12 protein-coding genes are annotated in these 13,246 nt (G+C 40.2%); 5 read left to right on the forward strand and 7 right to left on the reverse strand.

Features of this window, described 5'->3' with window-relative positions; translation table 11 throughout:
• Positions 1 to 59 precede the first annotated feature (59 nt).
• Complete coding sequence (locus tag AC2SLT_RS06935; RefSeq protein WP_486546915.1) at positions 60 to 776, reverse strand: YggS family pyridoxal phosphate-dependent enzyme; 717 nt, start codon at positions 774 to 776, stop codon at positions 60 to 62.
• 392 nt (positions 777 to 1,168) lie between these two features.
• Between AC2SLT_RS06935 and AC2SLT_RS06940 the strand changes: the two genes are divergently transcribed.
• The gene (locus tag AC2SLT_RS06940; RefSeq protein ID WP_486546959.1) at positions 1,169 to 2,242 is read left to right on the forward strand and encodes a type IV pilus twitching motility protein PilT; all 1,074 of its coding nucleotides are present in this window, start codon (positions 1,169 to 1,171) and stop codon (positions 2,240 to 2,242) included.
• A 125-nt stretch (positions 2,243 to 2,367) separates the two neighbouring features.
• On the opposite strand, the gene fur is transcribed toward AC2SLT_RS06940, so the two are convergent.
• Complete coding sequence (gene fur / locus AC2SLT_RS06945) at positions 2,368 to 2,799, reverse strand: ferric iron uptake transcriptional regulator (RefSeq protein WP_486546916.1); 432 nt, start codon at positions 2,797 to 2,799, stop codon at positions 2,368 to 2,370.
• Positions 2,800 to 3,276: 477 nt separating this feature from the next.
• On the opposite strand from fur, the gene AC2SLT_RS06950 reads away from it, so the two are divergent.
• The gene (locus tag AC2SLT_RS06950) at positions 3,277 to 3,648 is read left to right on the forward strand and encodes an outer membrane protein assembly factor BamE (protein WP_486546917.1); all 372 of its coding nucleotides are present in this window, start codon (positions 3,277 to 3,279) and stop codon (positions 3,646 to 3,648) included.
• A 275-nt stretch (positions 3,649 to 3,923) separates the two neighbouring features.
• Here AC2SLT_RS06950 and AC2SLT_RS06955 read toward each other — a convergent pair whose 3' ends face one another.
• The 4 genes from AC2SLT_RS06955 to AC2SLT_RS06970 form a co-directional block, all read right to left on the reverse strand.
• A complete protein-coding gene (locus AC2SLT_RS06955; RefSeq protein WP_486546918.1) occupies positions 3,924 to 4,352 on the reverse strand; it encodes an RnfH family protein in 429 nt (142 codons plus the stop codon).
• Complete coding sequence (locus AC2SLT_RS06960) at positions 4,349 to 5,467, reverse strand: hypothetical protein (RefSeq protein ID WP_486546919.1); 1,119 nt, start codon at positions 5,465 to 5,467, stop codon at positions 4,349 to 4,351. The genes AC2SLT_RS06955 and AC2SLT_RS06960 overlap by 4 nt, the downstream gene beginning before the upstream one ends.
• 204 nt (positions 5,468 to 5,671) lie before the next feature.
• The gene (locus tag AC2SLT_RS06965) at positions 5,672 to 6,337 is read right to left on the reverse strand and encodes a c-type cytochrome (protein WP_486546920.1); all 666 of its coding nucleotides are present in this window, start codon (positions 6,335 to 6,337) and stop codon (positions 5,672 to 5,674) included.
• 393 nt (positions 6,338 to 6,730) lie between these two features.
• On the reverse strand, positions 6,731 to 7,036 hold the full coding sequence (locus tag AC2SLT_RS06970; protein WP_486546921.1) for a c-type cytochrome: 306 nt from the start codon (positions 7,034 to 7,036) through the stop codon (positions 6,731 to 6,733).
• Positions 7,037 to 7,822: 786 nt separating this feature from the next.
• Between AC2SLT_RS06970 and yihA the strand changes: the two genes are divergently transcribed.
• From yihA to lspA, 3 genes are all read left to right on the forward strand, one after another.
• The gene (yihA, locus tag AC2SLT_RS06975) at positions 7,823 to 8,557 is read left to right on the forward strand and encodes a ribosome biogenesis GTP-binding protein YihA/YsxC (RefSeq protein WP_486546922.1); all 735 of its coding nucleotides are present in this window, start codon (positions 7,823 to 7,825) and stop codon (positions 8,555 to 8,557) included.
• Between the two features lie 468 nt (positions 8,558 to 9,025).
• Positions 9,026 to 11,896 carry an isoleucine--tRNA ligase gene (ileS, locus tag AC2SLT_RS06980; protein WP_486546923.1) on the forward strand — a complete coding sequence of 957 codons (2,871 nt, stop codon included), beginning with the start codon at positions 9,026 to 9,028 and terminating at the stop codon, positions 11,894 to 11,896.
• Positions 11,889 to 12,524 carry a signal peptidase II gene (lspA, locus tag AC2SLT_RS06985; RefSeq protein WP_486546924.1) on the forward strand — a complete coding sequence of 212 codons (636 nt, stop codon included), beginning with the start codon at positions 11,889 to 11,891 and terminating at the stop codon, positions 12,522 to 12,524. Before ileS ends, lspA begins: the two co-directional genes overlap by 8 nt.
• Before the next feature lie 183 nt (positions 12,525 to 12,707).
• Here lspA and AC2SLT_RS06990 read toward each other — a convergent pair whose 3' ends face one another.
• Entirely contained in the window at positions 12,708 to 13,118 is a 411-nt protein-coding gene (locus AC2SLT_RS06990) for a DUF1294 domain-containing protein (protein WP_486546925.1), read from the reverse strand.
• Between the last annotated feature and the right edge of the window lie 128 nt (positions 13,119 to 13,246).

The raw sequence follows: 13,246 nt of genomic DNA on the forward strand, positions 1-13,246 counted from the left end.
CATTTAATTGATGAAGGCTCTTTTTTTATTTTAGGACTGATGACAAAATTAAAATGTCGTTATTCTCTTGCACCAAAAATGGCACTGCCTACCCGAACCAAGGTTGAGCCCTCGGCTATGGCTTGCTGCATATCCCCGCTCATCCCCATACTAAGGGTGTCCCAGTGACTAAGTTCTGGATGCGACTGTTTGACGGTATTAAACAGCGCTTTGGTTTTGGCAAACGCATCGGTGTCCTGTTTTGAAGGAATGATCATTAACCCGCGTAGGTTCAAATTTTCATAGTCTTTCACAAGACCGACCAACCCATTCACCTCTTCAGGTAAACAGCCTGACTTACTCTCTTCATTATCTATATTGACTTGAATAAGCACATTGAGCTTCGGTAAGTGTTCAGGACGTTGATTGCTTAGCCGTTTGGCAATGATATCGCGCTCAATGGTATGTACCCAGTCAAAATTTTCAGCGATATCACGGGTCTTATTACGCTGGATATGACCAATATAGTGCCAAACGATATCAACGTTAGTGTCTAAATGAGAGGTCAATTTGTTTACTTCTGCGATTTTATCCACCGCTTCTTGTAGATAGTTTTCCCCAAAATGAAGCTGTCCTGCCTCAAACAAAGTGACAATCATACTCGCAGGCTTAGTTTTAGACACTGCCAGTAAGGTAACGGAATCTCGGTTTGATGCTGCACAAGCGTCATCCACCTGTTGTTTTACGGCCTGCCAGCGTAGCAATAATTCACTGTTGGATATCTTAGAATCGGTCATATTACGCCCCTTCATTTTTAGAGTTATCTCATACTGTCATGCTAAGTAATGGCTAAATAATATAGCTAACAGTCGCTAATTGTATTTTGAGAACTTTAACGTCTGTTAGAACATTGACCAACTCAGCTTCAGGTTGTCGACATTAAATGGTGTCATCATTAGGATAATTTAATTCTATCCACTAAAAAATATTAATTACCATGAAAAAGATTTAATGGGTTAAATAATGCTATAAAACTTTGTAGACTTGATATGATAGCTTTAAATGACGGGTAATTTGGATAAGGAATAACTTAGTGACGAATAGGGATGTAACCCAATTTAGCAGTGTAGTGTGTAATAAAGAATTAAATACTGAATATGATGGTGAATGTAAAAACGAATTTGACAGCATTGAGCGTCTATTAGACTATGCGTATCAGCGACAGGCTTCAGACATACATCTCTCTGCTGGTATGCCCGCTATGATTCGTAAAGACGGTGACTTGATTAAACTTGATATGCCACCATTAGCACATAGTGAGGTACAACAATTTATCTATGCCACCATGACCGCCTCGCAGCGTACTGAATATGAAGCGAGTCTAGAGCTTGATTATGCGTTTAATGTTCCTGATCTCGCTCGATTTAGGGTCAATGCATTTCATCAAAATCTAGGGGCTGCTGCAGTATTTAGAGTTATTCCCTCCAAGATCATGTCTCTTTCAGAATTAGGGCTGGATGCCTCTACTTCACATCAGCCCGATATTCACCATACTTCGCTTGAAGACACCTTAAAGCGCATTGCCAGTTTTGCAAGAGGTCTGGTACTTATTACAGGCCCAACCGGCTCTGGTAAATCCACAACTCAAGGCGCACTCATTGACTATATCAATAACTCTCGCAAAGCACATATACTGACGATTGAGGATCCAATTGAGTTTATACACCAATCCAAGCTTAGCTTAATCAATCAACGTGAAGTATCTCGCCACACTTTAAGCTTCGAGTCCGCCCTACGTTCAGCATTAAGAGAAGATCCAGATGTCATATTAGTCGGCGAATTAAGAGATCTTGAGACCATACGTTTGGCACTGACTGCTGCAGAAACGGGGCATTTAGTATTTGCCACACTGCATACCAGCTCTGCCGTAAAGACAGTAGATCGTATTATTGATGTATTCCCAGCCGCTGAAAAAGATATGATTCGCGCGTTGCTCTCTGAGTCATTACAAGCTGTTATTTCTCAGACGCTTGTCAAATCACTCTCTTGTGGCCGTGTGGCTGCGCATGAAATAATGATTGCCACACCTGCCATTCGCAATTTAATTCGTCAAAATAAATTAGCGCAAATGTATTCTGCTATTCAAACGGGCGGCCAAAATGGTATGACCACTTTAGATGATTCACTTCAAACCTTAATAAGTCTCGATATAATCACTAAAGAACAAGCTAAGCGTCACGCGAAGCAACCTAATAGTTTATGACATCTGACCATAATATAGCCGCCGCATAAATAGCCGCCGCTTAATATGCCAGTTCTGATAGTTATATTGAAGGGTTAATCGTTAGCATCTATAAATAGGTAGTCTCTATAAGGTAACGCTTAGCTCTACTTAGCTGAGTTTCGACATTCTTCACTATCACATAGACCATACATAACCAGTGAATGACCAGATAGTTTGAAGCCGTGTTCTGCAGCAACTTTTAATTGTTCTTCTTCAATTCGAGCATTATGAAATTCGACAATTTTACCGCAAACATCACACACTAAGTGGTCATGGTGCTCTTCTTGGGTAATCTCAAACACAGAAAGATTGTTCTCAAAATTATGACGCTCAACAATTCCTGCCTGCTCAAACTGAGTGAGCACACGGTATACTGTGGCTAAACCGACATCCTCACCTTGCTCTATTAACGCTTTATACACTTCTTCAGCGCTCATATGATGATGTTCAGCGCTCTCTAATAGCTCAAGAATTTTGACACGGGGTAACGTAATTTTTAATCCAGCTTTACGTAAATCCTGATTTGTAAATTTCATTGTGTTCCCTATAGGTTATAATGAATATGCGAAAGTGCATTATGGGTGACATTAATGCAAAATTTAACTAAATAATCTCGTAAGTGGTAGGCAATTGCAAGTAATTGACGTATCATTTATCGAAACATTTCGATTGATTAATTATAACCCCTACTTTGTTAGATGCATCGATTTAATTGTAGTTCTTAACATATGATGGCTTTAAAATCTGACAGTCTTTAGACATGACAGTTTCGAAGTATGGTTATACTGAATATATTGTCGTAGTGGTTAGGGTATTAATCTATCCACGACAAGAATTCAAAGCATACAGTACTAAGATTTGGAATAACGTGTTAATACTAACTATAATTAACAGCAACTATAATTACCTGTGGTAGAGTAAACGGTCTTGAGTTAATATTCTTATTCGCTATAGACTCTAATCGCTAACTTAATCGTTAGCGTTATCAATGGATAATTTAAAAACGTGAAACTATGAAATCATTAAAATACTTTTTTTACCCCGTGGCTATTGCAACCACATTATCACTCTCTGCTTGTTCTATCTTTGGCGTTTATAAGATAGATTTGCCACAAGGCACGCCTATTACTCAAACACAAGCGCAGCAGATTCAACCAGGGATGTCGAAAAACCAAGTGCTTTATTTAATTGGTAGTCCTGCTCTGCGTGACACTCTTGCACCGAATCGCTGGGATTATATCTATGATTATACCCCAGGCACTTATGGTGAACGTGACGGTAAAAAAGTTATTCAAGATGCCAGTCAACATCTGGTTATATACTTTGATAATGACGATATTGTCACTAAGATTGAAGGCGTTGATACCTTACCTGTCACCAAATAATTCGCTTACTCGTTCACTCAGCAATTCTATATATAGTGGCCTAATGCCATTGCTATATTTTAGATGAGTTTGAGATTGGTAATGTCACCCATCGATAATTCAATCTTTGGTTCGAGTTGGTTTGAATAAGTTTTAAAGCTTATTACCTTACAAGATTTAGTCTTATTTAGTCTTATTTAGTCTTTATGCGGACTATTTAGGTAATAAGCTGTTTTCCTTTAATTAAGCCTATTAAAACTCATAAAGTCTATTAAACACTAATAGATTAATACTGACTATTGAGCATTAGCTCTTCTTTTACGCTTACGCATTGGGTCTATAGTCAGGGGTCGATATATCTCAATACGATCATGCGCCTGCAATATATAACTCAATAATTTCTTCTGCGAAAACACCCCTACACACCAGTGCTTATTGTCTATTTGAGTGTCATGACGGTGAGCATCACACCATTTATCTAATTCTGGATACTGTGCTAACCATCCTGCTAACGTTAATGCGTCAAGCAAATTGGTATCTTGAGGCACCTCAATTTCAAGATATACGTTCTCAATGGGTGTTGGTGCATAGGCTAAACTAATTGGTATTCTATCAACATTTGAATCACTGACATTGTAAGGACTGGCATTAGAAAGAGCCACATTTGAATCAGCCACTTTGATAGCCTGCTTTCTAATCTGTAACGCTACACCCTCATGATTCATGATAAAAACCAACCGACTACGGCTATCAAAATGAGTAGTGGTGCTAAGATACGAATGGCCACTCTCCACATGTTATAAATGCCTTCAGACTTAAAGTTTAAAGACTTACGCATATGACTAATTTTCATTTGCCAGCCTGAGAAAATCGCCAATACAAGAGCGCTGAGAATACTAAGCACGACCAGTATTATTACTAACGCGTGTGGCGAGGCAACTAATACCAATAATATTCCAATAACCATACTCACTGCCGTCGCTATCCCTATACCAAAGCGACCAAACTTAGTGGCAATCTGAGTACTCGCAAAGTGAATAAAATAGGCAGCCGCCGCCAATACCCCTAGTCCGTATATAATCGCTGGGATTGGGGTTAAAGCACCTGTACTGAATGTACTGAACATAAGCGCAATACTGCCTATCACCAGTTGGGTCAACCAAATCGGCAATACTGTCTTTGTGGCTATCTCTTTCGTATTACGACCTACTTCTGCACTGTGATTAGGATCTTTGCTAACGAGCGGATTATTAAACCAATATAGACCCGTCCCTACCCCAACACTGACTAAGGCTAAGGTCACTGCTCTCGCCCATTCACTAAGAGTGGGCTCAGTCATAACCAAGGCCAATGAAGACAAATGAGTCACCGCCCCGATGGCAAAAGCGATGGCGATAAGCACCAGTGAAACTACCAAACTGCCAGACCCGAGTAAACTCAATAAGGCTGCAATTACCATCAGAACAATGGCGAGTGCATAGCTTGGAACCTCAAAATTGATACCCAGCTCACGCATTGCTTCCAATAGATTAGCACTGATTGCATCAATACCTAAACCAGCAATAACCAAAGATAGCAAAACGGCTAACCACACAAAACTTCGCCATATCGTACTGGTATCTGCTTGTCGAGTGAGCTCCTGAATACCTTGCGCTGGAGTTTTTTGGCTGCGATGCGCAAGTCCAACTTCAGCATACAATAAAGGCAATCCTACGACCAGCATTGCTATAACCCACATCAGCCAAAAATCTAATTGACCTATTGGCATTGGCACAAACCAATGAAAGAGCAATAAGGGTAATAGTGCGGCAATAATAAGTGAGGCAAAACAATTTTGCATGCGAATGTCCACGGGTTAAATAATAGGTTAAATAAAGATACGTTGAATGACAATCTAACTGATTTTGAATCTGAAAATCAAATGTAATAAAGTATAGTTACTAAATCAATGTTTTAAACCTTTTATAGTCACTATAACAACAAAACCCCGATGAACGGGGTTGTAGTACACTAATTATCAGATCAATATCAATCAAAAGTAAGTTTAGTGAATAGCACTTACATACTGAGATAACATCTTAATGTCTTTATCAGAAAGTCTTGAAGCCACAACCTGCATCATGCCTTTATCACCTTCTTTGGCGCCATCATTTACGCGCATTTGATCTTTACTTACGTCATCTTCACGACCCGCAGCACGGAACATTTTTAACTGCAAACCAAGGTATTCAGCGTGTTGACCGCCAATACGAGGGAAGGCTGCGTAAGCATTACCAGAACCTTTCGGATCATGACACCCTGCACAAGCAATCACACCTCGTGTCTTATCACCACCCAAGAAAAGTTTGGTCGCCGCTGCGGTAGTCGCTGGATTACCAGCGAAGGCACCCCAAGGCTTTTGTTCTGAAAAATAGCCTGCCACGTTAGCAAGGTCTTGCTCTGATAAATTTGCAACCTGTCCCTGCATAATACCGTTAGTACGGTATCCTGTTTTGAAGTCTCTTAATTGCTTAAATAGGTAACGCACATTCTGCCCGGCAAGATTGGGCTGTGTCGGTACAACACTAATTCCAGTCATACCATGACAGGCAGCACAGGATGTTTCGACAATTTTTTGACCTGCCGCAACATCATATTTAGGAACAGTAATAACTGCATGTGCACTGAGACTGGCAATAAATAAGCTGGAGGCAACGAGCAATTTTTTCATTGTAGTTTAATCCTACTAAGTCTTTCAGGCGGTAGCTAAGTACTTATAACTCTGGTGCAACACTATTTGCTATCTTGTAACGTTAATATAAGTTCTAATTAGCTTTATGTAACTTAATCATGACTCACACTATTATAACAAATTAGCGCTAAGTTCAAGTTATAACGACTCACTGAGAATATTTGATGTCATTATTATATCAATAGTTTTGTAAAAATAGCTACCTATGAGTGACATATTAGTCAGTATAGATTGATATACCTTACAATTATTAGCCTTTAATTAAAAAAACCTTAGCATTACTAAGGTTTTTTTTAATATTATGACTTATAGGTCTACATATTAGTTTTTGGAACAATCATATAGTTATTATATTGAACTTATTAAGTATGACTATTTTGCCATATACTCGATTAATGCTGCATAATCTGCATTGGAACAGTCACTGCATAAGCCACCAGCTGGCATTTGCGGCATGCCATTTTTTACAGAGTTTACCAATGCAGGCATACCTTTTTGAGATTTAAGCTTATCCCAAACGGCTTTATCGCCCGTTTTTGGAGCATTTAAGGCCCCTGTGGCATGACAAGCGGCGCAACTGTCTTCATAACGTTGAGCCGTATCAGCATTGGCTAACAATGGCAAACTATTTAATAGCAACCCGATAACAAAGGGTGTTGCAACTTTTGTAAGTCTCATTTCGACTCTCCTTACCTCTGATATGCTCTAAACAGTAGAACAATCAAGGTATCATGCAATTGTTAGAATAAGGGTATTGCATCGTGCAAAGCATAATATACAAGATAACACGTTTGCATTTTAGTATACACTTATTCACTTAACTATATTATGGCGCTATTTAGTTAAATTTCAATATAAAGACTAAGGTTTTTTGTTGCTGATACTCACGTTGTCTGTTACGTTTTTGGTATCACTATAATTCATGCGTTTAAAGGCGTAACTTTAAACTGATATGTATGTTGATATAAATTCATTAAGTATCTATTGAAGGCGACCTCACTTAAGGGTATCACTCAATTTCCCATATCGATGTGAAATCTTACCTTTGAAATTTGTGCATTGACGATTTTTAAAAACGTAATAACAAACATTATGAGAATCAATTCATTCGCTGCGCCATTTTATCAAACTTATGTTAAAGTTTAAGTTATTAAAGTCAATAAATTGATTAAAATAATTTAATGTATTGAATACTCTTAACTTAGGTCATTATCATTAGTTGCAAAGACTCGTTATAATGAGGCGATTTATTCGCCTGTTGTCTTCTTATTTAAGTATTACGGCTAGCACTTATAACGACAAATAGTGCTATTATTTTATCTCACACAATTTAACAAGCATCATCTATTTGTTGTTAAAGTTATTTATTACCATACTTAAATTTTATAATAGGTTAAATAGCTGTCAGTTGTTTAAGTTTCATATTCTACACTCTTGTTTATCGTTCAAATTTTGAGACACCCTATGGCCAACACCTCCAAGACAAAAAAAACCAAAGCACCAGAATACATGGCCCCTGAGTCAGCCTCAGATTTATCACATTTGACACCCAGAAAGCGTTTGGAACAAACAGAATTTTTAATGTCTGCCCCCACTTTCAAGTTATGCCCACCGGATATTGGCTATGAAGTAGCGTTTGCTGGACGCTCAAATGCAGGTAAATCTTCAGCAATCAATGTATTAACCAATCAACGCCAGCTTGCTCGTTCTTCAAAAACACCAGGGCGCACGCAAATGATAAACTTCTTCTCTATCGGGAATGATCAAGCACGCTTGGTTGATTTACCAGGCTACGGTTATGCAGCCGTACCCGAAAAGATGAAACTGGTTTGGCAAACAGAACTTGAAGAATACTTGGTCTCTCGTGAAAGTCTGGCAGGCTTAGTACTTCTCATGGACAGTCGCCATCCTCTCAAGTTTTTTGATGAACAAATGCTGCGCTGGGCTAAAGATGGCGAGTTACCTGTGCATGTACTATTAACCAAGGCAGACAAGTTTAAGTACGGACCCGCCAAAAATATACTATTAAATACCAAACGTGAACTTGAAAAGATGGGTCTCCCTTTTAGTATTCAGCTTTTTTCGTCATTAAAAAAAGACGGTGTGGATGAGTTGGCTGAAGTGATGGGACGCTGGTTAAGAATTGATGGACAAACTACACCAATAAGCGAACACCCTTTAAATCAGCAACAACCTTAATCTTATACCTATAGTTTGTATTGTTATTAGAGTATCGCGCTTGGTTTGTCACGCTTGGTTTGTCACGCTTGATGCGCACGCAGTTACTTGCCTTGCTCTTTGTATTAACGACTGACGAAACAATTATCATATAGCACTTAACGAGCGACAAAATAGACCCAACATTAAGACAGACCGAAATGCACTATTGACAGTGGCTAGGCTTTCAGCTATTTAATTACTTTTAGCCCTTAATTTATTTTATAATGTCGCAACTAACTGATAAATGCTTGCCACTGGTGTCATGGATACAGACTGCTGGCATCATGCTTGACTGTGCATCAGACCCAAATATTTAAATTTGAAAGGTTATTAAACCTTATCTGTTTTACGTTCAAAACCACTGCTTTACTTTTAAAAACCCAAATATAGTATCACTTTAAATTTACACTAAATTTTTGTTTTAACTCAATATATAAGACGGCATATATGACTGATTCAACCCCTTCAACAACAGAGTATCCAGACTACAAAGACACTTTAAACCTCGCTGATACCGCCTTTCCAATGCGCGGAAATTTAGCCAAACGTGAACCTGACTGGCTTAAAGCTTGGGAGGCGGATAATGTCTATACCAAAATTCGTCAGGCAAAAGCAGGACGTAAAAAATATATTTTGCATGATGGTCCTCCGTATGCGAATGGTCAAATCCACCTTGGTCATGCGGTCAATAAAGTACTAAAAGACATTATTATTAAATCAAAAACGTTATCAGGTTATGACGCGCCTTATGTGCCAGGTTGGGACTGTCATGGTCTACCTATTGAGCAAAAAGTAGAGGCCAAAGTCGGTAAAGTCGGTCAAAAAGTTTCTGCTACTGAGTTCCGTGGTTTGTGCCGTGACTATGCTAGAAGCCAAATCGAAATGCAAATGGCTGACTTTAAGCGTCTAGGTGTCTTCGGTGACTGGGACAATCCATATCTGACGATGAACTTCCATCAAGAAGCCAATATCGTACGTGCCTTAGGGAAAATCTATGCCAATGGCTATGTAACCCGCGGTATGAAACCAGTGAACTGGTGTCTTGATTGTGGCTCCTCGCTTGCCGAAGCAGAAGTCGAATATGAAAATAAAACGTCAGATGCCGTCTATGTGTCATTTGAAATCGTTGAGCCATCAAAGCTTTTCTCTGCGGGCAACTTAGATAGTAGTGCCAACAATAGCGCTGATAAAACCTATGCCGTTATCTGGACGACCACCCCTTGGACACTACCTGCCAACCAAGCGATTACCGTTAGTGCTGACTTTGACTATAGTATTGTCAAAACCAACAAAGGCAACCTTATCTTAGCGACTGATTTGGTTGACCATGTTATAGAAACCCTTGGCTTGGACAATGAGGGTACTCTCACGACAATAAAAGGCGCAGATCTTGAGCTTATAAAAGCTCAACACCCCCTGTTAGAGGATCGTCAAGTACCAATTATCTTGGGGGATCATGTGACCACCGAAAGTGGTACAGGTCTGGTGCATACAGCACCTGCGCATGGTGCTGATGACTATGTGGTTAGTTTGCGCTATAACCTACCCACAGTAAATCCTGTAGGCGGTAATGGGGTCTACTTAGACTCTGCGCAAATCTTCGTCGGTGAGCATATCTATAAAGCACAGCCAAAAATCATCGAAACCTTGCATGATAGCGGTCATTTACTGAAGCATTATAAAATGGAGCACAGCTATCCACATTGCTGGCGTCATAAGTCGCCTATCATTTTCCGTGCCACACCTCAGTGGTTCATCCGTATGGATCATGAGGTCAACGAGGGTGGCAATACGTTAAGACAGCAGACGATGCAGGACATTCCAAATGTCACTTGGACGCCAGCTTGGGGACAAAACCGCATCGAATCTATGGTTGAAGGTCGCCCAGACTGGTGTATCTCACGTCAGCGCACTTGGGGCGTGCCCATTCCGTTCTTTATTCATAAAGATACCGATGAGCTACACCCTAATACGCTTGAGCTGATGGAAGACATTGCACAGCTTATCGAAAAAGGCGGCGTAGAAGCTTGGTTTGAGACCGATGCTGAGCACTTTATTGGTGAGGATGCTAAAGAGTACGTTAAATCAAATGACACCCTTGATGTCTGGTTTGACTCAGGGACCACTCATTTTGCAGTACTCGGCCAAGATGACAACTTAACCAATCCTGCGGACATGTATTTGGAAGGGTCTGACCAGCATCGTGGTTGGTTCCAGACATCACTACTGACGTCAGAAGCCATGTACGCTAGAGCCCCTTACAAACAAGTGCTGACTCATGGCTTCGTTGTCGATGAAAACGGCCGTAAAATGAGTAAGTCACTGGGTAATATTATTAATCCACAAGACGAAATCAACAAAACGGGCGCTGATATGCTACGTATGTGGATTGCGTCCAGTGATTATCGTTATGAGATGAACGCCGGTAAGCAAGCCTTTAAAGGGGCGACTGATATGTACCGCCGTATTCGCAATACAGTGCGCTTCTTATTGGCGAATACAGATGACTTTGATCCTGCTAGCAACAGCTTGCCAATGAATGAGCTGGTCAGTCTTGATAAGTACATTATGCTACGAGCCCAAAAAGTTCAACAGGACATTATCACCGCTTACGATGCTATGGACTTCCACCAAGTTACCCAGCAAGTGACCGCCTTTTGTTCACAAGACTTAGGTGGCTTCTATTTAGACATCATTAAAGACCGTCAATACACCACTATGGAAGATGGCATGCCGCGTCGCTCTGCGCAGACGGCCTTATATCATATCGCCCATGCTCTGCTACGCTGGATATCCCCAATCTTGAGCTTTACGGCACAAGAAGCGTGGGAAGCCTTACTGAAAGACTCTGCCACAGGCGACAATGCTTATATCTTTACTCAAGAGTGGTATGAGTTACCAAGCTTTGAGATGTCCACCCTTACTGAGGCTGATTGGGCACGAGTGTTAGAAGCTAAAGACGCCATTAACAAAGTGATTGAGACCGCTCGGGAAGAAAAGCGCATCAATGCCAACCTATCTGCCGCTGTCACTATCTATGCGAATGGCGAGATTTACGATAGCTTGGCGAAGCTTGAAGATGAACTGCGCTTTGTATTAATTACCAGTTCAGCATCGCTTGAAACACTCTCAGGCGAGCAAGGTGATGAAACTGACATAGACAATCTTCGTGTTACTGTCAGCTCAGCTAAAGGTGAGAAGTGTGTTCGCTGTTGGCATGTGCGTGACGATGTTAACACCAATCCAGAATATCCAGGTATTTGTAAGCGCTGTGCTATAAATATCGCTGGACCAGGCGAGGTTCGTCACTATGCCTAATCAATCCAGTGATAACAGCACCCTTTCAGACAACACACTGTCAGACACTTTAGGCGATAAGGATCAGATCGCACCGGCATATGCCACAGCGACGCCTAGCCTATTTAAGCGCCCAAAGTTGGTACCCAATCGTGGACGAGCACTATTGTGGTACCTTCTTGCGCTATGTGTGATTGGTTTGGATCAATGGACGAAGTGGCTGGCGACTACCCACCTCAATTATCATGAGCCGGTACCTGTAATAGAGCCGGTCTTAAACTGGACTTTGGCCTACAATTATGGGGCAGCGTTTAGCTTTTTGGCGGATCAAGGGGGGTGGCAAAAATGGTTCTTTGCTGGACTATCACTCGTAATGTCAGTCTTTTTAATTATTTATCTGACCCGCGCGCCGCGTCAAGCAAAGCTGTTAAATATTGGCTTGGCCCTGATCCTAGGTGGTGCCATCGGTAATTTGATAGACCGTTTACGCATTGATAAGGTGATAGACTTTATCCATGTACATTACATGGATGTCTGGCACTATCCTATTTTTAATATTGCAGATATTGCCATTTGTGTAGGTGTGGCGATAGTCATTATTGATATGCTTTTTTTTGAAGGCAAACGCAACGAGAAATATCAATCTTAATCGCTGTAAAATTTGTCAGTTACATTAATAGCTTCTTACGATATAACAAATTACGATAAAACAAAGCCCGTTTTTAAACGGGTTTTGTTTTTATATGCTTCATTATTTTTTGAAAACTTGTTTTATATGCCTCTTGTATTAATAGGCCTCTTGTAAAAGCCTCTTTATATCCCGAGTATATAATTAAACGTTGGAAATGTCACCGCCAACGATCACATATAATAGCCCTGCCATATTTAACACCACTGTCAAATAATACATCACTCTAAAATCAGGCTTTTGCGTTTTATGTCGTAAATAATTTTGAGCAACCATGGCACCCACCCAGCCGCCAAGTAAACTCAAAATATGTAAGATTTTTTCAGGCACACGCCACTGACCTAACTTTGCTGCCTTCTTATCTTTGGCATATATCAAATAGGTCAGCGCCCCTATAACCCCATACCAAATAAATAGTAATAATGGAAGATTACCTTTAACTGTCAATACTGCTAATACAATATAAAACCCCAAGGCTATTAATAATTGATTCTTATTTTTATCTTGGAAGCTAACTTGACGCCTAGCGTGCTTTCGCAAATTTTTTTTCATCATATTCTCATTGAAAATCAAACCTATTACGACACCATTTTAGTATTTTGTAGCGGGTTGTTATTTTAAAGTGGCTCACGTTTACCAATATAGCAGACTTGTATATCCTCTTTATCACCACCATCTAATAA

It is taken from the genome of Psychrobacter sp. CX18, assembly GCF_057396215.1.